This window comes from Nocardia asteroides, from assembly GCA_019930625.1.
GTDB lineage: Bacteria > Actinomycetota > Actinomycetes > Mycobacteriales > Mycobacteriaceae > Nocardia > Nocardia sputi.
On the sequence record CP082844.1, the window covers coordinates 1,192,970 to 1,219,338 of the forward strand.

Consider the following 26,369-nt stretch of genomic DNA (forward strand, 5'->3'; position numbering starts at 1 on the left):
CCCGCGCAATCGGCGGTCCGCATGATCGAAGGCATGTCTGACGCAGTGACCGGCCGCAGCGACGGCACCGCCCGAACGGCGTGCTCGTACTGCGGCGTGGGCTGTGGAATCACGGTGCGGACCGCTTCGAACGACGCGGGGCAGCCGGTGATCGCCAAGGTCAGCGGCGACAAGTTGCACCCGGCGAACGCGGGCAGGCTGTGCACCAAAGGCGCGACCCATGCCGAGCTGATGCGCACCCCCGGGCGGATGGAAACCGCCTACCGGCGCTTCGAGCGCGGCCAGGTCCCGGTGCCGTTCCCCGTCGACGAGGCCGTGCACGAGGCCGCCACCCGGCTGCGGGCGATCCTGGACGAGCACGGTCCGGACGCGATCGCGCTGTATGTCTCCGGGCAGATGTCGCTGGAAGCGCAGTACCTCGCCACCAAGCTCGCCAAGGGCTATCTGCGCACGGTGCACATCGAGGCGAACTCGCGGCTGTGCATGGCCAGTGCGGGCACCGGGTACAAACAGTCGCTCGGTGCGGACGGGCCGCCCGGCTCCTACGACGACTTCGAGCACGCGGACCTGTTCTTCGTGATCGGCGCGAACATGGCCGACTGCCATCCGATCCTGTTCCTGCGGATGGCCGACCGGCTCAAGGCGGGCGCAAAGCTGATCGTGGTCGATCCGCGGCGCACCGAGACCGCCGAGCGCGCCGACCTCTTCCTGCAGATCGCGCCCGGCACGGATCTGGCGCTGCTGAACGGACTGCTGCACCTGCTGGTCGCCGACGGTGACATCGACGCGGAGTTCATCGCCGAGCACACCGAAGGCTGGGAGGCGATGCCGGAGTTCCTGGCCGACTATCCGCCGCAGCGGGTGGCCGAGATCACCGGACTGTCCGAGGCCGACATCCGGACCGCCGCCCGGTGGATCGGCGCGGCGGGCGAGTGGATGTCGCTGTGGACGATGGGCCTCAACCAGTCCACGCACGGCACCTGGAACACCAACGCGCTGTGCAACCTGCACCTGGCCACGGGGGCCATCTGCCGTCCCGGCAGCGGGCCGTTCTCGCTGACCGGGCAGCCGAACGCGATGGGCGGGCGGGAGATGGGCTACATGGGCCCAGGGCTGCCCGGCCAGCGCAGTCTGCTCTCCGCCGAGGACCGCGCGTTCGTGGAGACCGCGTGGCAGCTCGAGCCCGGCGCGCTACGCGCCGAAGCCGGGCCCGGCACGGTGGAGATGTTCCGCGGACTGGCCGAAGGGGAGATCAAAGCGGCCTGGATCATCTGCACCAATCCCGTGGCCACCGTGCCGAACCGCAAGACGGTGATCGCGGGACTCGAGGCGGCCGAACTGGTGATCGCCCAGGACGCCTACACCGAAACCGCGACCAACGCCTACGCCGACCTCCTGCTCCCGGCCACGCTGTGGGCGGAAGCCGACGCGGTGATGGTGAATTCCGAACGAAATCTCACCCTGCTGCAACAGTCGGTCCCGCCCGTCGGCGACGCGCGGCCGGACTGGCGGATCATCGCCGATATCGCCACCGCGATGGGGTTCCCCGGCTTCGACTTCGCCTCCAGCGCCGAGGTGTTCGACGAGATCAAGCGGTTCGCCAACCCCGCGACCGGCTACGACCTGCGCGGCGTCAGCTACGAGGCGCTGCGCGACGGTCCGATGCAGTGGCCGTGCGCGCGGCCGGAGCAGCGGCGCAATCCGATCCGCTACCGCAACGACGGCGTCAGCCAGACGCTGTTCGTCGACGAGAACGGGCACCGGCCCCGGCTGGCCTTCGCCACGCCGAGCCGCCGCGCGGTGTTCTGGCCGCGGCCGCACATGCTGCCGGAGGAGATGCCGGACGACGACTACCCGTTCCTGCTGAACACCGGCCGCCTACAGCACCAGTGGCACACCATGACCAAGACCGGCAAGATCGACAAGCTGACCAAGCTGAACGGACAGCCGTTCGCCGAGGTGCACCCGGCCGATGCCGAGCGTCTCGGGTTGCGCGAGGGCGACCAGCTCGAGATCGCCTCCCGCAGGGGCCGGGCCGTGCTGCCGGTGCAGGTCAGCGACCGAGTGCGCCAGGGAGATTGCTTCGTGCCGTTCCATTGGAACGACGAGCAAGGCGAATACCTGACCATCAACGCGGTCACCAACGACGCGGTCGACCCGGCCTCGCTGCAACCGGAGTTCAAGGCGTGCGCGATAGCGCTGCGCCGGGTGGCCGCCGTGCCGCGACCGAAAGCGCCCGACGCCCTGCCCGCGACGGAGTCGGCGCACCCGCTGGCGGCCGTGCTCGGTCTCGACAGCGGCACCGCGCCCACGCTCAGCGAAACCGAGCGGATCTATCTGAGCGGTTATCTGGCCGCGCTGCAATCGCTTCCGGTGACGGGTCAGCCGGTGCTCCCGGAGTCGGCGCCGATGTCCGCGCACAGCAGGTTGTGGGTCGACGGTCTGCTGGCAGGCATCTACTCGCGTGCGGCGGCGGGCTCGGCGCCCGCGACGGACGCGGGTGACACCGGGCACGCGATCACCGTCCTGTGGGCCTCGCAGACCGGCACCGCCGAGGAATTCGCCGCCACGGTCGCGGCGCACCTCGCCGAGCACGGCTTCGCGCCCCGCCTGCTGGACCTGGATTCCTGCGAGCTGAGCGCGATCCAGGGTGACGTGCTGGTGGTCAGCAGCACCTTCGGCGACGGCGGGCCGCCGGACAACGGAGCCGATTTCTGGGATCGGCTGGCCGACGGCGCCGTGCGGCTGACCGGCGTGCGGTACGCGGTGTTCGCCCTCGGCGACTCCTCCTATGACGACTTCTGCGGCTACGGCCGCAAACTCGACGAGAGATTCGCCGCACTGGGCGCTACCCGGCTGCTCCCGCGCGTCGACAGCGAACCCGACTACGAAGACGCGGCCCAGCGCTGGCTCGACGACGTGCTCGCCGCGTTCGGCGACGGCCCGGCCGAGGCCCCGGACTTCCCCACCGCACTTCCGGCGCACGGTGCGACCGACTCGAGGCGGTCCGCCCCCCGTGGCGGTGGAGTCGCGACCATGGAGTTGCCGACCGCCGCACCAGCGCTCGGCCGCCCCCGTGGCGCACCCACACCATTCACTCGCACGGCGCCCGTGCGTGCTCCACTCGTGCGCAACGAGTTGCTGTCGACCGCGGAGTCGTCGAAAGAGGTGCGCCGCTTCGGGTTCGATCTGCGCGGTCTGAACGCGGCCTACGAGGTGGGCGATTCGCTGGGCGTGTGGCCGGTGAATTCCACCTCGCTGGTCACCGAATGGCTGGCCGCGACCGGGTTGGACGGCCGTCGCGTCGTCGAGGTCGACCAACGCGAACTCCCCTTGGCCGAGGCGCTGCGCACGCATTACGACATCACGAAGGTCGGGCAGGATCTGCTCGGCTTCCTCGCCGAGCGCAACCACAACGGCAAGCTCGCCAAACTGCTGCGCCGGGACAATCGCAACGAGCTGGCGAGCTACCTGTGGGACCGGCAGGCCGTGGACGTGCTGCGCGACTTCCCGGTGCGGGCCGATCTGGTGGAGTGGCTCGGCACGCTGAAGAAACTACAGCCGCGCCAGTATTCGATCTCGTCGAGTCCGCTGGTCAGCCCGGACGAGGTGGAGCTGACCGTCGGCATCGTGCGTTACGGCGATCCCGCTGCCACCGGTTCGGCGGCGCGGCGCGGCGGAGTGTGCTCGACCTTCCTCGCCGACCGGGCGCACGCCGACCGCACCGACCCTGCGGTGCCGATCTTCCTGCAGCGCGCACCGCATTTCCGTCCGCCCGCCGACCCGACCGCACCGATGATCATGGTCGGCCCCGGCACGGGTATCGCGCCCTTCCGCGGGTTCCTGCACGAGCGCAGGGCCCTCGGCTGCACCGGCCGCAACTGGTTGTTCTTCGGCGATCAGCATGCGGCGCAGAACTTCTACTACCGCGCCGAGCTGGAGGACATGTTCCGTTCCGGCTTCCTCACCCGCCTCGACCTGGCCTTCTCCCGCGACCAGCGCGAGCGGATCTACGTGCAGCACCGCATGATCGAGCACGGCGCCGAGCTGTGGTCCTGGCTGCGCGAGGGCGCCCATTTCTACGTCTGCGGCGACGCCAGCCGCATGGCCAAAGACGTCGACGAGGCGCTGCTGCGCATCGCGCGCGTCCACGGCAAGCTCGACGAGGACGGCGCACTGGCCTTCAAGAAGCAACTCGTCGCCGAAAAACGTTACGTCCGCGACGTCTACTGATGTTTCAGTTCGCCAGTACCACCTGAGACGGAGGAAAGGCTTGCCGTGGATGAGCCGACATACGACGAGTTGACGGACTCCATCGTTCGCGCCGGGAACTGGGAGGGTTTGAAAATCTCGGTTCGGGAAGGCATTCCGTACCTCGTCGAACGCGCTGGCGTGGCGCTGGCTCCTCCCGTCGCCATGCGATTCACCCCGGACACGCTGCGGGACTACTACCGGAAGGTTGCGGAGGACGCTCTGCGTGGCAGGCCTGAATCCCCCTGGGACTGGTGGATGGACTTGATGTCCACCCACCTCGGCGAGGCGATGTACGACATGGACCGCTTAGGCGGTCCAGTCGTGATCACGATCGGTGAGTTCGGCTTCACCGCGACCCCGGTCGGAGCGGATTGACGATCCTTCCCCCGCGTTCACACCGCGGGCGGGTTCAGGCGGCTGAAGTCCGGGAGACGGTAGTACGGGTAGTAAGGGTAGGGCGGGGTGGTGGCGCTGGCTTTGTCCAGGCGGGCGACCTGGTCGGGGGTGAGTTCCCAGCCGACGGCGCCGAGATTCTGGCGCAGCTGCTCCTCGTTGCGGGCGCCCACGATGACGGTCGAGACGGTGGGGCGGCGCAGTAGCCAATTGAGGGCGATCTGCGGGACCGTCTTGCCGGTCTCGGCGGCCAACTCGTCGAGGACGTCGACCACGTCGTAGAGCTTCTCCTCGTCCACCGGCGGGCCCGCCTCGGCGGTCCGGTGCAAGCGGCTGCCTTCCGGGAGTGGCCGTCCGCGACGAATCTTGCCGGTGAGCCTTCCCCAACCCAGCGGACTCCATACCACCGCGCCGACACCCTGGTCGCGGCCCAGCGGCATGAGTTCCCACTCGTAGTCGCGCCCGACCAGCGAATAGTAGACCTGGTGAGCGACGTACCTGGTCAGGCCGTTGCGATCCGCCGTGGCAAGGGATTTCATCAACTGCCAACCCGCGAAGTTGGACGCGCCGACATAGCGGATCTTGCCCGCGCGCACCAGATCGTCCAGTGCCGCGACGACTTCCTCCACCGGCGTGCCCGCGTCGAAAGCGTGCAGCTGGAACAGATCGATGTAGTCGGTACGGAGCCTGCGCAGCGACCCCTCCACCGCACCGATCAACCTGGCCCGGCCGGACCCGGCGTCCAGCGGACCCGGGCCGGTCGGCAGTGTCGCCTTGGTGGACAGCAGCACCCGATCACGCCTGCCCTTGACCGCGGCGCCCAGCACCTCCTCGGAGGCGCCGTCGGAGTAGACGTCGGCGGTGTCGAACATGCTGACACCGGCGTCCAGACTGATGTCGACCAGCCGTCGCGCCTGCTCGGCGTCGGTGTCGCCCCACGCGCCGAACAATTCGCCCCGACCGCCGAAGGTGCCCGCCCCGAAGCTCAGGGCCGGCACGTGCAGGCCCGATGAGCCGAGCCGCCGGTACTCCATCTGCGTGTCCACCGTCTGATCGTTCACTGGAGCACCCTCCTAAAGGGTCTATAGTTCCGTTAACGATTCGAACGATACACCCGTCCACGCTTAAATGAAACTGGAGTGCCGTTATGGAGCTTGAAGACACCACACCCGGCTCGGTTCGACCCGGTGGACGGACCGCGCGGGTCCGCGCGGCCGTCCTCCAGGCGGCGGGCGATTTGCTGGCCGAACGCGGCTTCGCCCATCTGGACCTCGCCGAGGTCGCGGCTCGCGCCGAAGTAGGCAAGACCACCGTCTACCGCCGCTGGCGCACGCCCCCCGGCCTGATCGCCGACCTGCTGGTCGGCATGGCCGAACAGTCGCTGCCACGCGTGGACACCGGCTCGCTACTCGGCGATCTCACCGCCAACGCCCGCCTGGTCGCGAAGACACTCTCCGACCCCCGCCAAGGCAGGCTCTTCCGCGCCGTGATCGCGGCCGCCACGTGCGACGAGTCGGCCGCGTCCGCCCTGCGCCGCTTCTACGACGTCCGGCTCACCGAATGGTCCGCCTGTGTGGATGCCGCCATCGCGCGAGGTGAAGCGCCCGAGCACACCGACGCACGCGCGGTGCTTTCCGCCGTGTCGGCCCCGCTCTACTACCGGCTGCTCGCCAGCGGCGACCCGATCGATGACGCCGCGGCGGACATGGCCGCCCAGGCCGCCGTCGACGCCGTCACCGCGGGCACCTTCGTGACCACCGGTGGACGGCACTGCGCCGACTCCGGCTAGTCGAGCACCGCTGCCCTGGTCTCGGCAGTCCAGTCGGCGCGGCGGCCGGTGAACGCGAGGACCCGCTCCCAGTCGGACGCCGCCGCCGCGACCGGCACCACCGGCCCGAACAAGCCCGGCACGCCCTCGGCGGGAGTGTCGCGCAGCATGTCCAAGAGAATCGCGCCGGACCGGGCATCACACGTGAACGGCTGGCCGGTGGCCTTCGCCAGATCCCAGCCGTGCACGACCACCTCGTCCAGCGCGAACCTGGCCATCACCGGGGCGGGCTGGCTCACCCCACCCGCCTCCGTCACGCCGTCCCAGGCCGCGGGCTCCCGCCACGCTGCCACCAGGGCATCGAGCCGGGCAGGGATGCGCGAGCGCCAGCCTTCCGGCAGGGCGCGCTCGGCAGGGGAATCCGGCGCGACGGACCTGCCGACGGCCTCCTTGGTGGCCGACTGACGAAACGCCTCGGTCAGATCGTCGACGTGCGCGAGCAGAGCACCGACCGTGATGTCCGCGCAGGGTGTCGGCGCCGCGAGCTGGTCGTCGGTGATGCGGCCGATCACTGTCGCCAGCGCGGTAGCGGCCGGTTCGAAATCGAATTCCGGATTCATCGGATCTCCTGAGCCGGGGATATGTCCAACCATGTAGACACAACCGCCGCGCGGAATTCATCGGTCCGGAGGGAACGCGCCGAGCCAGCGCCGCCGCCGCGTGAGCGCTCCGGTCAGCCGTCCGACGCGATGCGGTCGGTTTGTCCGCGATGGACGGCGAGCGCGGTATGCAGGAAGTCCAGGATCAGCGAAAGCTGGGCGGCGTCGTAGCGATCGAGAGCCTGCGCACCCGCCCGGCCGACGGGTTCGAAGATCCGCTCCGCCACCTCTCGCGCAGCGGTGGTGGCGGTTACCAGCACGCGCCGCCGATTGGACGGATCCTGACCGCGCACGACGAATCCGGCACGTTCCAGTCGATCGATCGCCGCGGTGGTGGCCGCGGGGCTGAGTTTCACCGCGGCACTCAGCTCGCCCGCAGGCAGCGGGCCACGGCCGAGCACCACATCCAAGCACCGCATATCGGTGCGGTTCACGCCGAGGTGTGCGGCGACCGCCTCGTCGAAGACGTCGAAGCTCTGCTGAAGCAGCCGCAACTGCATGCCGATTTCGCCGATGAGCCTATCTTTCGACATTCGAAACTTTCTGTTATCGTAACTTTTGTTGATCGAAATCATAGCACGGAGGGGCACCGCCATGACCGACACCCGCGACCGCACCGACGACGACGCCCGGATCCGGGCGCTGTTCGGAGACCTCATGCAGGCGTGGACCGACAACGACGCCGAGGCCTACGCCGGATATTTCACCGACGACTCCGACTACGTGTCCTATGACGGCACCCGCGCCATCGGCCGCGCCCAGCACCAGCACAATCACGACAAGCTCTTCCGAGGCGTGCTGGCAGGCTCCGCACTGGTCGGCGACGTGGAGTCGATCCGCTTCCTCACCTCCGACGTGGCGATCCTGCACGGCACGGCGTCGGTACTGATGCCATGGCGCTCCCGGCTGCCCGAGCGCAGGCTGTCGCGCCAGACACTGGTGCTGGTACGCACGTCCGAAGGCTGGCGTGTTACCGCGATTCACAACGGCCGGGTCCGCCCGGTCGCGATCCCCGAACCGGATTCCTTTCCGGCCGAGATGTCGCGCCTCATTGCCCGCCTCGCGCGCAAGCTCGGACTCGGATCGCGCCGGCCCGCTCCGTGATCGGCACCACCGAGACCGAACCGTCCCGACCGGCTCGCCACACCGCCGTTACCTACTCGTAGCGGCGAAATGCGCTGGAAAAGCGGACAATTGGTAGATGAAGGGTGATCGGGTGGAGATCGTCGTCGACGTGGGCGACGGGTCTCGCAGTTACGAGATCGCGGCTACCCGGGCGGGGCGGCGGGTCGAGGTACGGATCGCGCGCGGCGTGGTCGAAGTCAGCGAAGTGACGCGATCGGGGACGGCGGTGCGGACCGCTCGATTCATGGCCGGGCGCACCCTCGCACTCGTCGAGCACCCCGCCGACGCGACGGCGCCGCAGATCGGCGAAGAACGACAACGTTGACGGGGAGATGCTTGCCGTACGGCCTTGCCGCGGGCATCCTCGATGCAGCCGAAGTTGAACGTCCGCCTCGATTGCGGCGCGCCACGACGGGTATGCCGATCGAGAGGCCTACATGGAGAGGAGCGCACGATGTCAGATCCCCTTGCCGACGCGGTCCCGGAGGCCGATCTCGCCGAGCAGTCCGTTCCGGCGTATCCGGAGGAGCCGGTGCTCGCCGACGACCTGCCGGAAGAGGACGTCGTCGAGCGGGCGATCCTGGAGCGCGACAGCTTGGAGGCGAACCCCGCGGACGTGATCGAACAGTCCATCGCGGTTCCGATCGATGACGATCCCGAGGAGGACCTCGACTACTGACCGCCCCGGCCCGCGCTCAGGGCTGAATCTTCGCCCGCACCGTCGTGTGCAGTTCGCGCAGGCTCGACCGCTCGGTGGCCACCTCCAGCACGCGCACGCCGTGGGCGTGCCCGGTCAGCTCGGTGGCCAGTTGCTGCGGGTCCACCTGCCGGTGCGGGATGCGGTAGGCGGCGCACAGTGCGGCGAGATCCATGCCGTGCGGGGTGCCGAAGACCCGCTCGAACACGCCCGCGTACTGCGGGTCGCCCTGTTCGAGCAGCTCGAAGATGCCGCCGCCGTCGTCGTTGGCGACCACGATGGTCAGATCGGCCGGCCGCGGTTCGCCGGGTCCGATGAGCAGGCCGGACGCGTCGTGCAAGAACGTCAGGTCACCGATCAGCGCGATGGTGCGCCCCTCGTGATGCAGAGCGGCGCCGACGGCCGTGGACACCGTGCCGTCGATACCGGCCACGCCGCGATTCGACAGCACTTCGATCCCCGGCCGCGGATGCGACACCAGCGCGGCGTCACGCACCGGGTTAGAGGCGCCGAGCAAGAGTTGGTCACCTTCGCGCAGCGCGTCCATAACGACAGCGGCGACGTGCAGCCCGGTGGGTTTCGGGTGCCGGGCCAGTTCGGCCCGCACCACTTGCTCGGCTTTGGCGTTCAGTTCGCGGCAGTGCTCCAGCCATTGCGCTCTGGGCGTGCCGGTGATGACAGCACGCGTGCCGGTTCCCACCACATTGCCGGACACGTCGGGCCATCGCGGCCCGGTGGTCAGCGCGTAGACCCGCACGTCGGGATCCGCGAGCACCTTCGAGACCTGCCGGTGCAAAGTGGGGCGGCCGGTGATGATCGCCTGCTTCGGCCGCAGCAGCGGCAGCGCCAACGGATGCAGCGCCGGACCGTGCATGGGGGCGGTGGGCTCCGCGACGGTCGGCAGATGCGCCAGCTCAGGGCGCAACCCGGCGCCGTGTCCGGAGATGACGACGGTGTCCGGGGTGAGGTCCAGTTCGAGCGGCACGTCGAGCGTCGCGTACTGGGTCTCGGTCCAGGCGCACTCGCCCGCGCGACCGGCGGGAGCCGACTCGCCGGGCGCGAGGTCGGGGACCAGCGGCTCGCGCAGCGGCACATCGAAGTGCACCGGGCCCGCATTGCCGGAGCGGGTGCCGCGCGCCGCCGCGAGCACCCGGCAGACCGCTGAGCGCCACTGGCTGTTCTGGTGGCCGTACGGCTGGTGATCGCCGTCGCCCGCCTCCTCCTCTGCCAGACCCAGCGAGATGGCGGCGCGTACCTGGCTGCCGAACAGGCCGAACTGCTCGACGGTCTGGTTGGCGCCGGAGCCGAGCATCTCGTAGGGCCGGTTGGCGCTGAGCACCACCAGCGGGACCCTGGCGTAGTTCGCCTCCAGCACGGCAGGCCCGAGGTTGGCCACCGCGGTGCCCGAGGTCATCACGACGGGGACGGGGAGCCGGCTGGCGATCGCGAGCCCGACGGCGAGGAATCCGGCCGTCCGCTCATCGATCCGCATGTGCAGCCGCAGGCGCCCGGCCGCGTCGGCAGCCTGCAGGGCGAAGGCCAGCGGAGCGTTCCGGGAGCCGGGGCACAGGACGACATCCCGCACGCCCCCGCGCACGAGTTCGTCGACGACGACCTGCGCTTGTGCTGTAGACGGGTTCACGCCTCCAGACTGGCAGACAGTCAACTAGAAGTCGCCGCCGGGAGGCTCGCAATCACACTGTGTCATCGCACACCCTGCGGCTTCGCGCAGTGGCTCGCCCATGAATCACCCGCACCGCCGCCATCGACCGGAGCGTGATCCGGTATCCCGCGTCGCGCCCTCGTGCGTCGGCTCCCTCGCCGTCTCCATAGGGGGTCGGCCTCGAGGCTCATCAATCGCTGCGTGACCCCACCGGTTCGGCCAAGCCTTTCGAGCGAAGCGAGACCGAGCATCGGCCGTTCACGGCCCGGCTCGTGTCCGTGTGGCCGTCGCGTAGGCGACGAACGAGCAAGCGGCGGCCGCTGGGGTCGCGAACCTTGATGGGGCCGCGAACACGCCGCGTGGAAGGCGCGGCAAAACGAACAAGCCCGCCAGTCACCGGGTGCCGCGAACCCTAGCGACCAAGCGCCGGCAAAACCGAACAGCCGAGAGCACCCAGCATGGAAGGCGCTGGGAACAAACGCAGCTCGCGTCCGAGCGACCGACCCGTCCGCGACGAAGTCGTCGGCGGTGGCCGCTCGGACGCGAGCCGTACAGGGGCGCGAACTCGCGCTGCCCGACGCGCTGTGCACAAGCACAGCGCTAGGAGATCACTTGGCGTGCTTCTCGATCAGGTCGCCGACCCGCGGGAGCGCCTCGATGACGTTCTTCTTCGCCGAGGAGCGCATCGAGGAGTAGACCTTCTTCAGGGCGGGGCGAGTGGAGGACTCGGCCCGGGCGTCGGTGACGGCGAGCAACGCCTCGGCGACCTCGTCGGACTTGGCGACGAGCAGATCGGCGAACTTGCCGGAGCCCGACGCGGCGTATTCCTGCCAGAACGGCTCCAGCTGCGCGACGAGCTTGGGCGCCAACGACTCCAGCGCATCGGGCACGATGGACGGGCTGATCTTCTTGACCGCCGCGTAGCCACCCTTCACAGCCAGGCCGGACGCACCACCCTTGTCCGAGACCTCGGCGTCGAGAACCTCGACGGCGTCGGCAAGGAAAGCCGGGCGCTTCGCGTCGTCGAGCAGGGATTCAGACAGTGCTGCAACCACTTTCAGGTTCCTCCGGATCGGTATCGATGAACGAGCGAGGGCAACTATACGCACCCGCGCCAGCATTCACCCGGCTATGGCTGCCAGGGCAGCAACTCCACCATAAGTCCTTCGCAGTCCGCGAGCAGATCGCCCTGCTCATCGCGCAATTCGGCGGTGATGAAAGTCTTGCGCCCTTCGATCCGGTCGACCCGCCCGCGAACCGTCAGCGGTGCTTCCAGCGGAGTGATCTTGCGGTAGTTCACGTGCAGGTACGCGGTGCGACTGATCGGCCGTCCGGCGTAGTGCACGATCATGCCGAGCAGGTCGTCGAACAGCAGCGGCAGTACTCCGCCGTGCGCGGCCCCGTTTCCGCCGAGATGGAAGCGGCGGAACACACCGGTCATCTCGATGCCGTCCGGCCCCGCCTCGACCACCTGCCACGGCAGCAGCAGAAGGTTTCCCCGCCCGGGCAATTCGACGGCGCGGCCCGCCGGGCCCTGCAACTCCGGCGCGCGGTGGGGCTCCAGCAGCTCGATCAGTTCGCGGGCTTTGGCCTGCGCGGCCCCGAAGACGTCGTCCGGCGCGTCCGCCGACACCGCCAGATCCTGCAACGTCCGCATCGCTTCCACGAACCCGCCGAAGTTCGGTCCCACCCGCGCAGGCGTGACCTTCGGAAATCCCCCGTGCTTCTCGTACCGGGAGGCATCCACCGCAGTCCGGTCGATAACCGGTTTCACTCGCTCGCTCATACTTGCACGGTAACGCGTAGTTTTACACCGTCAAATCGAAGTCCGGCGCACACGGCGGCAAGCCAGTCGCCGGCACCCGTCCGAGCACCGCCACGAACCGTGCTGTCCGAGACACTCATAGAGCCCGACGGACTCATGAGTCGCATCCCGACGCCACCACACCGGCTCGACCACCGGTTTCGAGCGAAGCGCGACCGAGCATCCGCCGTTCGTGGCCCGGCTCGCGTCCGAGTGGCCGCCGCGTAGGCGACGAAGGCGCTGCGAATCGGACACAGCGATAATCACAAGGTGACGTTCAATCCGAAGCTGTGGCGTCCCGTTCCGGGATTCGAGAACCTGACCGACATCACCTATCACCGGCACATCGAACAGGGCACGGTACGTGTCGCATTCGACCGGCCGGAGGTGCGCAATGCGTTTCGCCCGCATACGGTCGACGAACTCTATCGGGCCCTCGACCACGCCCGGATGACGCCGGACGTCGGCGCGGTTCTGCTCACCGGCAACGGCCCCAGCCCCAAGGACGGTGGCTGGGCCTTCTGTTCCGGCGGTGACCAGCGGATTCGCGGTCGCAGCGGATACCAGTACGCCAGCGGCGACACCGCGGACACGGTCGACCAGGCTCGCGCGGGCCGGCTGCACATTCTGGAGGTGCAGCGGCTGATCCGCTTCATGCCGAAGGTAGTGATCGCGCTGGTGAACGGCTGGGCCGCGGGGGGAGGGCACAGCCTGCACGTGGTCTGCGACCTCACCCTGGCCAGCCGCGAGCACGCCCGCTTCAAGCAGACCGACGCCGACGTGGGCAGCTTCGACGGCGGCTACGGCAGCGCGTACCTGGCCAAGATGGTCGGCCAGAAGTTCGCCCGCGAGATCTTCTTCCTCGGCCGCCCTTACACCGCCGAGGAAATGCATCAGATGGGCGCGGTGAACAAGGTGGTCGACCACGCCGAGCTGGAGGACGTCGCGCTGGAGTGGACCGCCGACATCAACGGCAAATCGCCGCAGGCTCAGCGCATGCTGAAGTACGCGTTCAATTTGCTGGACGACGGGCTGGTCGGCCAGCAACTGTTCGCGGGTGAGGCGACGCGGATGGCCTACATGACCGATGAGGCCGTCGAAGGCCGTGACGCGTTCCTGCAGAAACGCCAGCCGGACTGGACCCCCTACCCCTGGTACTTCTGACATGGACATTCTCAGCAGCCGGGTCATCCTGCGGCCCGCCGACTACGAGGTCACCCTCGCGTTCTACCGGGACGGGCTCGGCCTGGCGATCGCGCGGGAGTATCCCGGCGGCACGGTCTTCTTCGCCGGCCAGTCGCTGATCGAGGTGGCCGCGCACGGCGGATCGGGCCGGGCGTCATCGTTCGAGGGCGCCATCTGGCTCCAGGTGCGTGAACTGTCCGACGCGGCCGCGGAGTTGGCGCTGAAGGGCATCCCGATCGACCGCGCCCCGGTCGAAGAGCCGTGGGGTTTGCACGAGATGTGGGTGCACGACCCGGACGGGGTGCCGATCGTGCTCGTGGAAGTCCCGCCGTCCCATCCGATCAGACGGGATTCTCGCTGGTCACCGTCGTAGCGATGATTCCGTTCGGTAGCTCGGCGGGCAACACCGAGTTGCCAACGCGACAACCGGCGAGGACGATAACGCTCGGATGGCCACCCGACCGCCGACGTCCGGGCCGGCTGCGTCCGTGTCCCGTCCGACGAGTGAATCGCAGTCTCGATGTCTGTCGTACTTGAGCCCCGATCCGACCGGGTGGCCGCGCCGCGGGTGCGCCACTCCGGCATACCGACCCGTTCCGCGTGCGGCGACGCGGGCATGACACGATCCCTACCGTGAGGGAGTGCAGCGAGCGAGCCGTGGGTACAGCGGCTCTGAGCACGACCGCGCCTGGTGAGCGGCGAGGCACGGTATGAGTAAGACACTGCGAACCTTGCCGATGCCCACCGGGTCCGGTCTCGGCGACGTCATGCCGCACCTGCGGGAGGCGCTGGAAGGTAGCGGGTCCGCCTGGCTGCCTATTCCCACCAGCGACCGGCGTGAGGCCAGACGCCTGAGCGACGCCCTGTCGCCGGGCGAGCCGATCGATGACGAGATCGCTCTGGTGGTGACCACCTCCGGCACCACGGGCGTGCCGAAGGGCGCGATGCTCGGCACGGCGGCTCTGCGCGCGAGCGGCACCGCGACACACGACCGGCTCGGCGGCCCCGGCAACTGGTTGCTGGCCCTGCCGACCCATCACATCGCCGGTATCCAGGTGCTGCTGCGCAGCATCCTGGCGGGGACCGAACCCACCGTGCTGGACGTGTCCGGCGGATTCCTGCCCGAGGCCCTGGCGGGCGCCATTTCGGGGATGCGCGGGGAACGCCGCTACACGGCCCTGGTGCCCACCCAGTTGATCAAGGCGCTCGAATCGCCGGTCGCCGCTGCCGCGCTGGCCGAACTCGACGGCGTGCTCGTCGGCGGCGCGGCCACTCCGTTGCCGGTCTACGAGCGCGCGCGAGCGGCCGGCATCCCCGTGGTCCGCACCTACGGTATGAGCGAGACCTGTGGCGGCTGCGTGTACGACGGCGTGCCGTTGGACGGCGCGAAGGTGCGTATCGAGGACGGCAGGGTCGTCCTCGGCGGCGCGATGCTCGCCTCGGGGTACCGCAATCAGCCCGACCATCCCGCGTTCGCCGAGCCGGGTTGGTTCCGCACCGAGGACGAGGGCACCTTCGACAACGGCGTGCTCAGCATCACCGGACGGCTCGACGAGGCGATCACGACCGGCGGCCTGCTGGTGATCCCGCAGGTGGTCGAGGCCGTGCTGATCAACCACCCGGCGATCAGCGAAGTGGTGGTGCTCGGCCTACCGGACGAACGACTCGGCCAGCGCGTCGCCGTAGCGGTGATCCCCGCCCCCGGCGCGGCTCCCAGCCTGGCCGAACTGCGCGAATACGTGGTCGCCGAACTGGACGCCATCGCCGCTCCCCGCGAACTCGCCGTCCTCGACGAGTTCCCGCTCCGCGGCCCGGGCAAGCCCGACCGCGCCAAGCTGCGCGAATACCTGTTGGCCGAATCGTCGCACTAGCGGTCGTCTGCGGCACTCGCGACGCGGCAGGATCCCGCTGCCGCGGAACCGAGCAATCGCGGCGCGCGGCTACGGCGAAGCGGCTGTGGGCCGCTCGGACCCGAGCCGTCAGAGGGTCGCGAACACACGACACCGAGAAGACAGAGCTGTGCAAGCGCGGTGCAAGCGCAGGTGGCCACAGTAGTCCGCATGACTTCTTTCGCACCAACTTCAGCGCTCGCCGTCGAGGCGGACGGCCTGGTCAAGGTGTTCGGGGAACAGCGAGCCGTGGACGGGGTGAGCTTGGCGGTGCCGCGGGGCTCGGTGTACGGCGTGCTCGGACCGAACGGCGCGGGCAAGACCACGACCATCCGCATGCTCGCGACCCTGTTGCGACCGGACGGCGGCAGCGGGCGCATCTTCGGCCGTGACGTGGTCGCCGAGCCGACGGCGGTCCGCTCGCTCATCGGCGTCACCGGGCAGTACGCCTCGGTCGACGAGGACCTGACCGCCACCGAGAACCTGATCGTCTTCTCCCGCCTGCTCGGCCTGAGCCGAATCGACGCCCGGCGCAAAGCGACCGAACTGCTGGAGGAGTTCGACCTCACCGAGGCGGCGAACAAGCCGCTGCGGAACTTCTCCGGCGGCATGCGGCGCAGGCTCGACCTGGCGGCCAGCTTGATCGCGACGCCGCCGCTGCTGTTCTTGGACGAACCGACCACCGGCCTCGACCCGCGCACCCGCGCCCAGATGTGGGAGACCATCCGCCGCCTCGTTCGCGACGGGGCGACGGTGCTGCTCACCACGCAGTATCTGGACGAGGCCGATCAGCTGGCCGACCGGATCGCGGTGATCGACCGCGGAAAGGTGATCGCCGATGGCACGGCCGACGAACTGAAGGCCTCGGTGGGTGGTTCCTCACTGCACTTGACCCTGGTCGATCGCGGGCAGCTGGAGGAAGCGCGCCGTATCATCGGCGACTTCCTCGGCGCCGAGGCGCAGATCACCCCGGAAGCCGGGCGGCTCACTGCCCCGCTGACCGACGCCGGTGTCACCGCTGACCTGCTGATCCGCCTGCGCGAGTGGGAGATCGGCGTCGACGAGATCACCGTGAACAAGCCCAGCCTGGACGAGGTCTTCCTCACCATTACCGGCCACCCGGTCGAAGACACCACCGACGAGTCCGAAAGGAGCGCGGCATGAGCGTCAGGCCCGGAGGCGGCAGCGTGCGTAACCACGAAGGGCCCGCGCATGCCGACAACGAACACAGCATGAGCGTCAGGCCCGGAGGCGGCAGCGTGCGTAACCACGAAGGGCCCGCGCATGCCGACAACGAACACAGCATGAGCGTCATCGCGACCGACACCGTCGCACACCATGCGGCACCGACCGCGATTCCCGAAGTGAGCAACCGCGTTCCGCTGGGTCGAGCGGTGACCAGTTCGCTCACCATGGCCTACCGCGGCCTGTTGAAGATCAAGCACAAGCCCGAGCAGCTGTTCGACGTGACGGTGCAGCCGATCCTGTTCACCGCCTTGTTCGCCTACATCTTCGGTGGCGCCATCGGCGGCAGCGTGCAGGACTACCTGCCGGTTCTGGTCCCCGGCATCCTGGTGCAGACCGTGGTGCTCACGTCGGTCGTCACCGGTACCCAGTTGCGCGAGGACATGGACAAAGGTGTCTTCGACCGGTTCAAATCCCTGCCGATCGCGCGTATCTCGGCGCTCGCGGGCGCGCTGTTGGCGGACATGGTGCGCTATGTCATCGCCACCGTGCTGACCATCGTCGTCGGCCTGGTGATCGGCTACCGCCCGGAGGGCGGCGTGCTGGGCGTCGTCGCGGCGGGTCTGGTCATCGTGGCCTGCTCGTTCGCGATCAGCTGGATCTGGGCGCTGGTCGGGGTCACCGGCAAGAGCGCGGCGGGCGTGCAGGGCATCTCGATGATGATCATGTTCCCCCTGACCTTCATGTCCGGCGCCTTCGCCTTGGTGAGCACGATGCCGGGCTGGATGCAGGGGCTCAATCACGTCAACCCGGTGTACTACATGGTGAACGCGTGCCGCGGGCTGATGAACGGCGCCGGCTTCGGCGGCGACCTGGCGTGGTCGCTGATCGGGTCGCTGGTCGTCATCGCGATCTTCGCCCCGCTGACCGTCAAGGCGTACATGCGCCGGGCGTGAGACGCGCGCACGCGAGACGGCGGCACGCCGGGGGTGACGACCAGTCCACCGGCGTGCCGCCGTCGTGCTCGCGATTCCGCTCAGCCGACACGGCGCCGCGGGAGTGTCAGCGGGCGGCGTCCAATTCTCGTAGCGCTCGCAGGATACGAGCGGCGGATTCCCTCCTCCCCAAATGACCCGAGCGGCGACGCGCCTGGTCAACCCGTTCGGAGCCCAGCTTCACGACGGCGGCGTCCAGGTGCCGGTCCCAGCGCAGGGAAGGGAAATCCTGGCGGCAGGACACCTTCGGAGCCAGCATCAGCAGCTCGAGACCGCGGTCGATCTCACGGTCGACCGCGATGAGATACGAGCCGATCGCACAGGCGACGGTGCCGATCTGCGGAAGGTCCTGATACTGCGCCATCATCGGCACCGTGAGCTGCGCCAGTTGAGCGCACAGCGTCGCGGCGGCGCCGACGGCGCCGTGCAGCACCTGGGCGGCGAGTGCGGCCCCGGCGAGCATCAGTGCGCCCGGCCCCGGGCCGAGCGCGCTGTCCGGCCAGCCGAACCGTTCCAGCGCGCGCTCGTAGCGAGCCAGACCGCCCGCGATGTCGCCCACGGCGAAAGCCAGCTCGGCGGAACTCTGCAGCACGGTGGACAGCAGTCGATTCTGTCCGGCGGCCGAGAAGTCCAGATCCGATGTGCCGAAGGCGAGGTCGAGTTCCCGTCGGGCCTGCTCCAATTCGCCGATCCCGACCAGTGAAGCCACCAGCACGCTGCGGATCTCCACGATCTCCTCGTAGGCCCCGAACTCTTGCAGCAGGTCGAGCGAGCGGCGGTAATAGGTCACCGATTCGGCGTACCGGGCGATCTGGCCGCAGGCCTGTCCCAGGTGCCTGCACACCATGGCTACGCTCCAGACGTTCTCTTCCCCCAGGATCTCCAGCGCCTTGGTCGCGTCGAGGGTGGAGCCGCGCACATCGCCGAAGTTCTCCCTGATGTTGGCCCGCAACAACAGCGCCGTGGCCTTGGTCTCCGGATCGGCCGAACGCGCCGCATCGGCGAGCAACCTGCCGAGGCCACGCCCGTCAGCCCTGGTGAGCAGGACTCGGCCGACGAAACGGTTGTTCTCGCTGAGTTCGGCGGGGTTGCGCAGCAGTCGGCGCACGCGCAGGCGCAGCTCGGCCATCCTGCGGGCGTCGCTGTTGGTGTAGGCGAGATGCAGGAACATCATTTCGTAGGTGACGAGCACCAGGTCCGGACGCGGTGCCCTGGGGCCGAGGTCGACCGCCTCCAGCTCGATGACCCGCTCGGCCCAGGCGACCACCTCGAGGTGCGATCCGCGGATCACCCACAGCGTCGCGACGACGGGAAACACCGTGTAGGCCGTCGCGCTGTCCTGCCGGTCGATCGCGCAGCGCAGGGCAGCGACCAGGTTGTCCAACTCCGCCGCCACGGAGAGCGCGAGGCGGATCTGATCCCCGGTCAGGTACCGGCTCGCCACGTCCTCGGCGTAGTCCTCGGCCCATCGCATCATTCGGGTGTCGACCTGGTCCGGCTCGCCCGCGACGGCAGCCAGCTGTTCTTCACCGAACTCCCGCACCGTCTCCAGCATGCGGTAGCGGGTACCGAGTACCTCGTCGTCCAGCACGGTGAGCAGTGATTGGTTGACCAGGCCGTCGATAGCCGCGGCGACATCGCTCACGTCGGTTCCACCCGCGACCGCCTCGGCGGCCACCGCGGTGAATCCGGCCGGGAATCGGCACAACCGGCGCAGCGCCGCCCGCTGGTCGGTGTCGAGCAGATTCCAGCTCCAGTCGATCACCGCGTGCAGGGTGCGGTGCCGTTGGGGCGAGCTGCGATCGCCGTGCCGCAGCAGCGCGAACCGATCGGCGAGCCGCTCGGTGATCTCCTCGACGCTCATCACGCGCGCTCGGGCGGCGGCCAGCTCGATGGCCAGTGGCAGCCCGTCGAGGGTGCGGCACAGCTGGGCGACGACGTCCGGGTCCAGCCGGACCGCCGGTCGCACCGCCCTGGCGCGCGCGGCGAACAGCTCGGTGGCCGGTGAACCCGCCGGGTCGATGGTCAGCGGCGGTAGGGGATACACGGTCTCGGCGGTGATCGTCAGCGGCGAACGGCTCGTGGTGAGCACGGTCAGCCGGGGCGCGACGCCGATCAGGTCGGCGACCACCACTGCGACGGCGTCGATCAGATGCTCGCAGTTGTCCAGGATCAGCAGCATCGAGCGCGCCGACACCGCGTCACGCAGCCGCCCGCGCATATCGACGGTCTGCCCGGCACGCAACGTCGCCGTGTCGAAGGTGACCTCGCTGAGGCCGAGCACCGCGGCGATCGCCGCCTCGATCTCGACCCTGGCGTCGTCGTCATCGGCGCGCACCGACGCCAGCTCGACCAGCGCCACGAACCGGGTGGCCGCCGCCCGCGCACCGATCTCGTTGACGACTCTGGTCTTTCCGGCACCGCCGGGGCCGAGCACGGTGACCACCCGGCAGTCCCGGAGCAGATCGGTCAACGCGGTGAGATCGGCGGCCCGGCCGAGCAGTGCGTTGGGCGCAGCGCGCAGGCCTATCGCCGCATGCTGCGGTCCCAGCGCGAAGTCACCGGGCGAAAGGATGGCATCCGCCGCGAACCCGCTGTGGGGAACGCCGTTCGCCGCCGGCGTCACGACGCCGGCGGAGCGAGGGGGCGCGATGCGTGCTACCGGCTCTCCGCGCAGGATCGCGGTGTGCATCTCGGCGAGCGCCGGTCCGGGATCGGTGCCGAGTTCCTCCGCCAGCCGGGAGCGGAATGCCGCGAACGATTCCAGCGCCTCGTTGGCCCGTCCCGCAGCGGCGAGCAGCCGCATCAAGGTCTGCTGCGCGGGCTCGTGGAACGGGTCGGCGGCGGCGCGCACACGGGCCAAGCTCAACGCGCCGTCGAGGTCGCCGCCGTCCTCGCGTGCGGTGAGTTCGAGCTCGTCGAGTTCGGCGAGGCGCTGCTCGGCGGCGGCACGCAGGTCTTCGGCGAGATCGCCCGGCGGCAGATCGGCGCCGGGGTCGCCGCGCCACAGCGCCCGTGCCCGCTCGATCTCCGCCAGACACCCGGGAAGGTCACCCGCGGCGCGGCGCCCGCGCGCCCGTGCCAGTCGCTCGCCTACCGAGGACAAGTCGATTTGTTCGGCGCCGAGCGTCAAGCGGTAGCCCGCCGGGCCGATTTCCAGCGCGCCTTCCGGCAGCGCCGAGCGCAACCGGGAGACCTGGGTATGCAGCGCGTTCATCGGCGATCGCGGGGGCTGTTCCCCCCAGACCTCCTCGATCAGGGCGTGCGCACCGCGGCTGCGTCCTGGCCGCAGCGCGAGGGCGGTGAGCAGGAGCCGGGAGCGCGCGCCGGGCAACGGCGTCAGCGCACCGTCACGACGCAGCGCCACCTCGCCCAGCAAGGCCACCACGACCGATTCGCCTGCGGGCGGCATCACTGCTCGACTGTGGCCGTGCGGGCCGCTGTGCTCCGGAAACATCCCGCGGTCATCGTAGGCGAGCAGGCCGGACCGGCCGACACGAATTCTTTGCCGCTGATGCGAACGCCGTCTCGCATAGGGTGACCCCCATGGCTGAGTTCGAGGTGGTCCGATCGGCTGTCATCACGGCCGATCCCGCGCGCGTGCACGGGCTGATCGACGATTTCCACGAATGGGTCAGATGGTCGCCATGGGAGGACCTCGACCCGCAGCTCCAGCGCAGCTACTCCGGCGCGGAATCCGGCGTCGGCGCGAAGTACGCCTGGAGCGGCAACCGCAAAGCGGGGGCGGGCAGCATGGAGATCATCGGCAGCGCCGACCGGGAGATCGCGGTGCGCCTGGAGTTCCTGAAACCGATGAAGGCCACCAATATGGTGACCTTCACCCTGGACCCGGTCGAGACCGGCACCGAAGTGACCTGGCGGATGACCGGCCAGCAGACCGGCCTCATGGGCTGGATCGGCAAGCTCATCCCGATGGACAAATTCGTCGGCCGGGATTTCGAGAAGGGACTGGCGCGGTTGCAGCAGGCTGTGACGGACGAAACGACCTGATCGACCCGCGCGCACCAGGCGTACCTGCGCCTTCGCTCCGGCCGTGCGCGGGCTGAGGACGGACTGCGTCCGACTGCGCCCATTATGCTGCGGACATGGCTACTGCAGCGCAATGGATCGAGGGCGCGCGACCCCGTACTTTGCCGAACGCGATCGCCCCGGTGCTCGCCGGGACGGGCGCCGCGGCGTCGGTCGACGGTGCGGTGTGGTGGAAAGCGATTCTGGCGCTGCTCGTTTCGCTGGCGCTGATCATCGGCGTGAACTACGCCAACGACTACTCCGACGGCATCCGCGGCACCGATGACGTCCGCGTCGGCCCGTTGCGTCTGGTCGGGCAGAAACTGGCCTCGCCCGCCGCGGTGAAGAACGCCGCGGTCGTCAGTCTCGTCATCGGGGCAGCGCTCGGTCTGGTGCTGGTGTTCACCAGCGCGTGGTGGTTGCTGCTCGTCGGCGCGGCCTGCCTGGCCGGGGCCTGGTTCTACACCGGGGGCAGCAAGCCGTACGGCTACAGCGGATTCGGCGAAGTGGCGGTGTTCGTCTTCTTCGGGCTGGTGGCGGTGCTCGGCACCCAGTTCGTGCAGGCGGGCCGGATCGACTGGGTGGGCGCGCTGCTCGCGGTCGCGGTGGGCGCGTTCTCCAGCGCCGTGCTCGTCGCGAACAACTTGCGCGACATTCCCACCGACACCGAGTCCGGGAAGGTCACCCTCGCGGTCAAACTCGGCGACCCGCGCACCCGCACGCTGCATCTCGCGCTGCTCACGGTGCCGTTCCTGGCGACGCTCGTGCTGGTCGCGCGCACGCCGTGGGCACTGCTCGCGCTGATCGCGGCGCCGCTCGCCGTGCGGGCCAACGCGCCGGTGCGCGGCGGCAAGGGCGGCCTGGAACTGATCCCCGCCCTGCGGGATTCCGGCCTGGCCCTGCTGGTCTGGTCGGCGGTCACCGCGCTGGCGGTCGGGCTGGGTTAGCGGCGCCGAGGATCAGTCTCCGTCGGGGACCAGGATGCCGAGCACCCAGTTCACGATCGAGACGATGATGCCACCGAGCACCGCGGCCCAGAAACCTTCGACGCGCAAACCGTAATCGGTGAACGCATCGGTGATCTCGGCGGTCAGCCACAACATGAGCGCGTTGACCAGAAGCAGGAACAGCCCGAGCGTCACGATCACCAACGGCAGCGACAGCAGCTTCACGATCGGCTTGACCAGCGCGTTCACCGCAGTGAATACCGCGGCCACCGCGAGGACGACGGCGATCTTGGCGCCCGTGCCGCCTTCGGGGGCGAGAATGTCGATGTTGTCCACCCAGAACGCGGCCAGCCAGATGGCCGCCGCGTTGATGATCAACCGAATCACAAGCTGCATGGGCCAATGCTAGGCCCCGGGTGGGGACATGCGCCGTGGGACAGCGGGAACCGGCACAGCGCATGTCCGCTCACTCACGCCGCACGGTCGAGCAGGGCGTGCACTTCGGGGCGCAAGGCGTGGACCGCGTCGGCTCCCCCGAACAGCCGCTGGGTGGTCGGGTTGGGCGCCCGCAGGATGCCGAGCAGGACGTGCCCGGATTCGATCGTCTTGTCCTTGCGGGCGAGCGCCTCGCGCAGGGCGAGTTCGAGCACCTTCTTCGCGTCTCTGGTGAACGGGATGTGCCGGTAGTCCCCGGCGCGGCCCCAGCCGAACAGCCCGCGCCGCGGCTCGGGCGCCGCACGCTCCAGTGCGTCTTCGCCGAAATGAGCTTCCAGCGAATCCCGCACGGCGTCGAGATCGATGCCGATGGATCGCAGCGCCTCGGCGTCTTCCGCGCCGAGCGGGTCGCCCTTGCCCTGGTCCGACAGCGTGCGGATGACGCCTTCATGGGTGAGCCCCGCGTCGGCGAGCAACGCCGTGAGCTCCGGCTCGCCCTGCGCGAGCAACCCGAGCAGCACGTGCTCCACATCGATATTCGATGCGCGCAATGCGCGCGCGTCCTCCTGCGCGACCACGATCGCCGTGCGTGCCGACCTGGTGAATCGTTCGAACATCAGCGGCTCCTGTCTCTCCGGTTGTACTTCTGGTGGACCGCCTGCTTGCTGACCTCGAGCGCCTCCGCGATGGCCTGCCAGGACCAGCCCTGAGCACGGGCATTGGCCACCTGGATCGCTTCGAGACGTTCGAGCAGCCTGCGTAGCGCGAGTACCGCGCGCAGCCCGACCTTGGGATCGGGGCTGCCCGCGGCGGCCGCCAGAGTGGTTGCTTCGGTCATGACGTCAATTTTGATTGACGAGAGCGCACGGTGTCAACAAAAATTGACGATCGGCGACGTGGCAGCGCTCGATTCCACTTTCGGCGAACATCCGGAGGCCGCGCCCCGCGCGAGGCGGGAACCGCTCAGTCGTCCCAGACTCCGGTCGCGAAGAACTTCTCCAAGACGGCGGTGGGCTCCGCGAGATCCAGCCCCTGGGACGCGACCCACGCGTCATCGAAATAGGTTCCGGCATAGCGATCCCCGCCGTCGCACAGCAGAGTGACCACACTGCCACCGCACCCTTCGGAGATCATCTCCGCGATCAGCGCGAATACGCCCCACAGGTTGGTCCCGGTCGATCCACCCACCCGGCGGCCGAGGCGCGCGCTCGCGAACCTCGCCGTCGCGATGGACGCCGCGTCGGGCACCTCGAACATGCGGTCGACCACTTGTCCGACGAACGACGGCTCCACCCGCGGACGGCCGATGCCCTCGATCCGGGAGGGCATTCCGGTCTGGTAAGCCGAGTCACCCGTTTCGTAACCGCCGTAGAAGGCGGAGTTCTCCGGATCGACCACGGCCAGCTTCGTCGCGTGCCTGCGATACCGGATATAGCGACCGATCGTGGCGCTGGTTCCGCCCGTGCCCGCGCCGACAACGATCCATTCCGGCACCGGATAAGCCTCCAATGCCATCTGCTGGAAGATCGATTCGGCGATGTTGTTGTTGCCGCGCCAGTCGGTGGCGCGCTCGGCGTGGGTGAACTGGTCCATGTAGTGACCGCCGCATTCGGCCGCCAACCGCGCCGCCTCGGTGTACATGTCCGGCGGGCGGCGCACGAAATGGCAACGACCGCCCTGCGCCTCGATCAACGCGATCTTCTGCGGCGAGGTGCTCGCCGGCATCACCGCGACGAAATCCAAGCCGAGCAGCTTCGCGAAATAGGCCTCGCTGATCGCGGTCGAACCGGAGGACGCCTCCACCACGGTCGTTCCCTCGGTGACCCAGCCGTTGCAGATCGCGTACAGGAACAGCGAGCGGGCCAGGCGGTGCTTGAGGCTGCCGGTGATGTGGGTGGACTCGTCCTTGAGGTACAGCTGGACGTTCCACTCGACGGGCAGGGGGTAGCGCAGCAGGTGGGTATCCGCGCTGCGCTGGGCATCGGCGTCGATCAGCCGCACCGCGTTGTCGACCCAGTCGCGCGGGGCGGTGCGACCACAGGACTTCACGAAGACGTCCCCGCCTCCGGCGGATCGCGTGGCTCGTCGCCGCGTAACCGCGCCCGCAGCTCGGCCTTGTCGCGGCGCCTGCGCTCGTCGACCAGGGCGATGTCCTCGTTGACCTTGGCCCGCAGCCGCTTGAACAGGGTCAGTGACAGCGGCATCGCGATGATCAGCGCGAACAGGGCCGCGACCACCACGGGGATGTCCACCGACACCAGCCGCGCGGCCAGCATGATCACCGCGGTGAGCACTACCACGAGACCCAGGCGGGCGACCGTGTAGAGGGCTAGATTGCGGGCCAGCCTGCGACCTGCGCCAGCAGTTTGCTGTCCGGAAGCACCTTTTCGTGGAGTTGCGTCACGCACATCCATCAGCCTATGCGAAGCTGTTGCCCGCCCCCGGTGCACGCCCATAGCCGAGGGTGGGCGCACATCCGATTTGTCTATTACCTCCCCTTTACCAACTGTAGGTGGTTCGAGTACCTAGGGGTTTCGGTGCGACGATGGCGCCATCTGATGAGGGAACTGTCGAGAACGGAGAGGTTTGCTATGACTGCGATCACCGTCGGCGGCCAGGACACCCTGCTGACTCCGGGCCAGGTTGCTGCCCTGTTCCACGTCGACCCCAAGACCGTGACGCGCTGGGCTCATGCCGGGCGCCTCGGGTCACTGCGCACACCGGGCGGACATCGCCGGTTTCGCGAATCGGAAGTACTCCAGCTGCTCAAGTCGCTGACCACGGAGGCGACGGCACGCTGATCGCAGGGCGCGCGGACTCGTCGTGCTCGGGTCCGCGCTCGCCCACAACTCATTTTCGCGTCTGCGGTGTGCAGCGGTCACGTCCGCGGCTACCCTCGTAAGCAGGAGGTGAGCGACGTGACGTACCTGTTGGCACTCATCGCGGTGGTGGCGATAGCGGTGTTGTGCTGGAAGGCGTTCGGCCCCGAGCGGACTGGACCCACTGCCCCGCAAACGCGTTCACCACAGCGCAAGCGCGTAATCGGACCCGACGACGACCCGGAGTTCCTCTGGCGACTATCTCGCCAGCACCGCGACGGCGAGTCCGGTTCCGCCGAGCGCTGATCTTCGGCACGACCCGCGCGATAGCACGCGCCCAGCGGTATTCGGCGTTCGCGCGTTTCCTTGCTCAGTACATCAGCCGTGGCGCCGTCCGGCCGGGGGCGAGCTCGTTCCCCGCGCCGGGCGGTACGGCGATCGGCGACAACCCGGTCCGGGTGGGGCAGGTCCTTGCTCAGTACATCAGCCGTGGCGCCGTCCGGCCGGGGGCGAGCTCGTTCC

27 protein-coding genes are annotated in these 26,369 nt (G+C 69.0%); 15 read left to right on the forward strand and 12 right to left on the reverse strand.

The genetic code is table 11. The annotated features are described in order from the left end of the window. Window positions 1–33: 33 nt before the first annotated feature. Window positions 34–4,233 (forward strand): bifunctional nitrate reductase/sulfite reductase flavoprotein subunit alpha, encoded by a 4,200-nt coding sequence (locus tag K8O92_05470; GenBank protein ID UAK33417.1) that lies wholly within the window; start codon window positions 34–36, stop codon window positions 4,231–4,233. A 45-nt stretch (window positions 4,234–4,278) separates the two neighbouring features. Then, window positions 4,279–4,629, forward strand: a complete 351-nt coding sequence (locus tag K8O92_05475; protein ID UAK33418.1) for a hypothetical protein — start codon at window positions 4,279–4,281, stop codon at window positions 4,627–4,629. 17 nt (window positions 4,630–4,646) lie between these two features. On the opposite strand, the gene K8O92_05480 is transcribed toward K8O92_05475, so the two are convergent. Next, complete coding sequence (locus tag K8O92_05480; GenBank protein ID UAK35455.1) at window positions 4,647–5,681, reverse strand: aldo/keto reductase; 1,035 nt, start codon at window positions 5,679–5,681, stop codon at window positions 4,647–4,649. A gap of 113 nt (window positions 5,682–5,794) precedes the next feature. Between K8O92_05480 and K8O92_05485 the strand changes: the two genes are divergently transcribed. Further along, on the forward strand, window positions 5,795–6,436 hold the full coding sequence (locus K8O92_05485) for a TetR/AcrR family transcriptional regulator (GenBank protein ID UAK33419.1): 642 nt from the start codon (window positions 5,795–5,797) through the stop codon (window positions 6,434–6,436). Here K8O92_05485 and K8O92_05490 read toward each other — a convergent pair. Both K8O92_05490 and K8O92_05495 read right to left on the reverse strand, forming a co-directional pair. Then, window positions 6,433–7,035 carry a TIGR03086 family protein gene (locus K8O92_05490; protein ID UAK33420.1) on the reverse strand — a complete coding sequence of 201 codons (603 nt, stop codon included), beginning with the start codon at window positions 7,033–7,035 and terminating at the stop codon, window positions 6,433–6,435. The genes K8O92_05485 and K8O92_05490 overlap by 4 nt on opposite strands. Before the next feature lie 113 nt (window positions 7,036–7,148). Further along, window positions 7,149–7,607, reverse strand: coding sequence for a MarR family transcriptional regulator (locus tag K8O92_05495; GenBank protein UAK33421.1), 459 nt, complete (start codon window positions 7,605–7,607; stop codon window positions 7,149–7,151). A 61-nt stretch (window positions 7,608–7,668) separates the two neighbouring features. On the opposite strand from K8O92_05495, the gene K8O92_05500 reads away from it, so the two are divergent. The 3 genes from K8O92_05500 (at window position 7,669) to K8O92_05510 (ending at window position 8,878) form a co-directional block, all read left to right on the forward strand. Continuing rightward, window positions 7,669–8,178, forward strand: a complete 510-nt coding sequence (locus tag K8O92_05500) for an SgcJ/EcaC family oxidoreductase (GenBank protein UAK33422.1) — start codon at window positions 7,669–7,671, stop codon at window positions 8,176–8,178. A gap of 97 nt (window positions 8,179–8,275) precedes the next feature. Next, entirely contained in the window at window positions 8,276–8,524 is a 249-nt protein-coding gene (locus K8O92_05505) for a hypothetical protein (GenBank protein ID UAK33423.1), read from the forward strand. Window positions 8,525–8,653: 129 nt separating this feature from the next. Next, on the forward strand, window positions 8,654–8,878 hold the full coding sequence (locus K8O92_05510) for a hypothetical protein (GenBank protein ID UAK33424.1): 225 nt from the start codon (window positions 8,654–8,656) through the stop codon (window positions 8,876–8,878). Between the two features lie 16 nt (window positions 8,879–8,894). On the opposite strand, the gene menD is transcribed toward K8O92_05510, so the two are convergent. The 3 genes from menD to K8O92_05525 all read right to left on the reverse strand — a co-directional run bounded on the left by menD (window position 8,895) and on the right by K8O92_05525 (window position 12,345). Continuing rightward, on the reverse strand, window positions 8,895–10,538 hold the full coding sequence (menD, locus tag K8O92_05515; protein ID UAK33425.1) for a 2-succinyl-5-enolpyruvyl-6-hydroxy-3-cyclohexene-1-carboxylic-acid synthase: 1,644 nt from the start codon (window positions 10,536–10,538) through the stop codon (window positions 8,895–8,897). A gap of 629 nt (window positions 10,539–11,167) precedes the next feature. Next, window positions 11,168–11,614, reverse strand: coding sequence for a hypothetical protein (locus K8O92_05520; protein UAK33426.1), 447 nt, complete (start codon window positions 11,612–11,614; stop codon window positions 11,168–11,170). Window positions 11,615–11,688: 74 nt separating this feature from the next. Next, entirely contained in the window at window positions 11,689–12,345 is a 657-nt protein-coding gene (locus tag K8O92_05525) for a PaaI family thioesterase (protein ID UAK33427.1), read from the reverse strand. Window positions 12,346–12,633: 288 nt separating this feature from the next. Between K8O92_05525 and K8O92_05530 the strand changes: the two genes are divergently transcribed. The 5 genes from K8O92_05530 (at window position 12,634) to K8O92_05550 (ending at window position 17,578) form a co-directional block, all read left to right on the forward strand. Continuing rightward, window positions 12,634–13,527, forward strand: a complete 894-nt coding sequence (locus K8O92_05530; GenBank protein UAK33428.1) for a 1,4-dihydroxy-2-naphthoyl-CoA synthase — start codon at window positions 12,634–12,636, stop codon at window positions 13,525–13,527. A gap of 1 nt (window position 13,528) precedes the next feature. Next, window positions 13,529–13,921 (forward strand): VOC family protein, encoded by a 393-nt coding sequence (locus K8O92_05535; protein UAK33429.1) that lies wholly within the window; start codon window positions 13,529–13,531, stop codon window positions 13,919–13,921. Between the two features lie 337 nt (window positions 13,922–14,258). After that, on the forward strand, window positions 14,259–15,419 hold the full coding sequence (gene menE / locus K8O92_05540; protein ID UAK33430.1) for an o-succinylbenzoate--CoA ligase: 1,161 nt from the start codon (window positions 14,259–14,261) through the stop codon (window positions 15,417–15,419). Between the two features lie 189 nt (window positions 15,420–15,608). Continuing rightward, window positions 15,609–16,601, forward strand: coding sequence for an ATP-binding cassette domain-containing protein (locus tag K8O92_05545; GenBank protein ID UAK33431.1), 993 nt, complete (start codon window positions 15,609–15,611; stop codon window positions 16,599–16,601). 140 nt (window positions 16,602–16,741) lie between these two features. After that, window positions 16,742–17,578 (forward strand): ABC transporter permease, encoded by an 837-nt coding sequence (locus tag K8O92_05550; GenBank protein UAK35456.1) that lies wholly within the window; start codon window positions 16,742–16,744, stop codon window positions 17,576–17,578. A 106-nt stretch (window positions 17,579–17,684) separates the two neighbouring features. Here K8O92_05550 and K8O92_05555 read toward each other — a convergent pair whose 3' ends face one another. Continuing rightward, a complete protein-coding gene (locus K8O92_05555; protein UAK33432.1) occupies window positions 17,685–21,074 on the reverse strand; it encodes a winged helix-turn-helix domain-containing protein in 3,390 nt (1,129 codons plus the stop codon). 89 nt (window positions 21,075–21,163) lie between these two features. Between K8O92_05555 and K8O92_05560 the strand changes: the two genes are divergently transcribed. Continuing rightward, complete coding sequence (locus K8O92_05560; GenBank protein ID UAK33433.1) at window positions 21,164–21,628, forward strand: SRPBCC family protein; 465 nt, start codon at window positions 21,164–21,166, stop codon at window positions 21,626–21,628. A gap of 95 nt (window positions 21,629–21,723) precedes the next feature. Then, window positions 21,724–22,593, forward strand: a complete 870-nt coding sequence (locus K8O92_05565) for a 1,4-dihydroxy-2-naphthoate polyprenyltransferase (GenBank protein ID UAK33434.1) — start codon at window positions 21,724–21,726, stop codon at window positions 22,591–22,593. A gap of 12 nt (window positions 22,594–22,605) precedes the next feature. On the opposite strand, the gene K8O92_05570 is transcribed toward K8O92_05565, so the two are convergent. The 5 genes from K8O92_05570 to K8O92_05590 form a co-directional block, all read right to left on the reverse strand. Beyond that, on the reverse strand, window positions 22,606–22,989 hold the full coding sequence (locus K8O92_05570) for a phage holin family protein (protein ID UAK33435.1): 384 nt from the start codon (window positions 22,987–22,989) through the stop codon (window positions 22,606–22,608). A 74-nt stretch (window positions 22,990–23,063) separates the two neighbouring features. Further along, window positions 23,064–23,645 carry a Clp protease gene (locus K8O92_05575; protein ID UAK33436.1) on the reverse strand — a complete coding sequence of 194 codons (582 nt, stop codon included), beginning with the start codon at window positions 23,643–23,645 and terminating at the stop codon, window positions 23,064–23,066. Then, window positions 23,645–23,866, reverse strand: a complete 222-nt coding sequence (locus K8O92_05580) for a helix-turn-helix domain-containing protein (GenBank protein ID UAK33437.1) — start codon at window positions 23,864–23,866, stop codon at window positions 23,645–23,647. The genes K8O92_05575 and K8O92_05580 overlap by 1 nt, the downstream gene beginning before the upstream one ends. Window positions 23,867–23,991: 125 nt before the next feature. Then, window positions 23,992–25,077, reverse strand: coding sequence for a PLP-dependent cysteine synthase family protein (locus K8O92_05585; GenBank protein UAK33438.1), 1,086 nt, complete (start codon window positions 25,075–25,077; stop codon window positions 23,992–23,994). After that, the gene (locus K8O92_05590) at window positions 25,074–25,442 is read right to left on the reverse strand and encodes a DUF4229 domain-containing protein (protein ID UAK33439.1); all 369 of its coding nucleotides are present in this window, start codon (window positions 25,440–25,442) and stop codon (window positions 25,074–25,076) included. The genes K8O92_05585 and K8O92_05590 overlap by 4 nt, the downstream gene beginning before the upstream one ends. Before the next feature lie 177 nt (window positions 25,443–25,619). Between K8O92_05590 and K8O92_05595 the strand changes: the two genes are divergently transcribed. Then, window positions 25,620–25,829 carry a BldC family transcriptional regulator gene (locus K8O92_05595; protein UAK33440.1) on the forward strand — a complete coding sequence of 70 codons (210 nt, stop codon included), beginning with the start codon at window positions 25,620–25,622 and terminating at the stop codon, window positions 25,827–25,829. A 117-nt stretch (window positions 25,830–25,946) separates the two neighbouring features. Beyond that, window positions 25,947–26,153, forward strand: a complete 207-nt coding sequence (locus K8O92_05600; protein ID UAK33441.1) for a hypothetical protein — start codon at window positions 25,947–25,949, stop codon at window positions 26,151–26,153. Window positions 26,154–26,369 lie beyond the last annotated feature (216 nt).

Coding starts and splice junctions, on each gene's coding strand:
- K8O92_05545 (UAK33431.1), top strand. CDS start 15,609: ATGACTTCTTTCGCACCAACTTCAGCGCTCGCCGTCGAGGCGGACGGC.
- K8O92_05580 (UAK33437.1), bottom strand. CDS start 23,866: ATGACCGAAGCAACCACTCTGGCGGCCGCCGCGGGCAGCCCCGATCCC.
- K8O92_05550 (UAK35456.1), top strand. CDS start 16,742: ATGAGCGTCATCGCGACCGACACCGTCGCACACCATGCGGCACCGACC.
- K8O92_05500 (UAK33422.1), top strand. CDS start 7,669: ATGACCGACACCCGCGACCGCACCGACGACGACGCCCGGATCCGGGCG.
- K8O92_05495 (UAK33421.1), bottom strand. CDS start 7,607: ATGTCGAAAGATAGGCTCATCGGCGAAATCGGCATGCAGTTGCGGCTG.
- K8O92_05535 (UAK33429.1), top strand. CDS start 13,529: ATGGACATTCTCAGCAGCCGGGTCATCCTGCGGCCCGCCGACTACGAG.
- K8O92_05560 (UAK33433.1), top strand. CDS start 21,164: ATGGCTGAGTTCGAGGTGGTCCGATCGGCTGTCATCACGGCCGATCCC.
- K8O92_05565 (UAK33434.1), top strand. CDS start 21,724: ATGGCTACTGCAGCGCAATGGATCGAGGGCGCGCGACCCCGTACTTTG.
- K8O92_05555 (UAK33432.1), bottom strand. CDS start 21,074: ATGTTTCCGGAGCACAGCGGCCCGCACGGCCACAGTCGAGCAGTGATG.
- K8O92_05505 (UAK33423.1), top strand. CDS start 8,276: ATGAAGGGTGATCGGGTGGAGATCGTCGTCGACGTGGGCGACGGGTCT.
- menE (UAK33430.1), top strand. CDS start 14,259: ATGAGTAAGACACTGCGAACCTTGCCGATGCCCACCGGGTCCGGTCTC.
- K8O92_05575 (UAK33436.1), bottom strand. CDS start 23,645: ATGTTCGAACGATTCACCAGGTCGGCACGCACGGCGATCGTGGTCGCG.
- K8O92_05490 (UAK33420.1), bottom strand. CDS start 7,035: ATGAATCCGGAATTCGATTTCGAACCGGCCGCTACCGCGCTGGCGACA.
- K8O92_05590 (UAK33439.1), bottom strand. CDS start 25,442: ATGGATGTGCGTGACGCAACTCCACGAAAAGGTGCTTCCGGACAGCAA.
- K8O92_05570 (UAK33435.1), bottom strand. CDS start 22,989: ATGCAGCTTGTGATTCGGTTGATCATCAACGCGGCGGCCATCTGGCTG.
- K8O92_05485 (UAK33419.1), top strand. CDS start 5,795: ATGGAGCTTGAAGACACCACACCCGGCTCGGTTCGACCCGGTGGACGG.
- K8O92_05510 (UAK33424.1), top strand. CDS start 8,654: ATGTCAGATCCCCTTGCCGACGCGGTCCCGGAGGCCGATCTCGCCGAG.
- K8O92_05595 (UAK33440.1), top strand. CDS start 25,620: ATGACTGCGATCACCGTCGGCGGCCAGGACACCCTGCTGACTCCGGGC.
- K8O92_05525 (UAK33427.1), bottom strand. CDS start 12,345: ATGAGCGAGCGAGTGAAACCGGTTATCGACCGGACTGCGGTGGATGCC.
- K8O92_05470 (UAK33417.1), top strand. CDS start 34: ATGTCTGACGCAGTGACCGGCCGCAGCGACGGCACCGCCCGAACGGCG.
- K8O92_05480 (UAK35455.1), bottom strand. CDS start 5,681: ATGGAGTACCGGCGGCTCGGCTCATCGGGCCTGCACGTGCCGGCCCTG.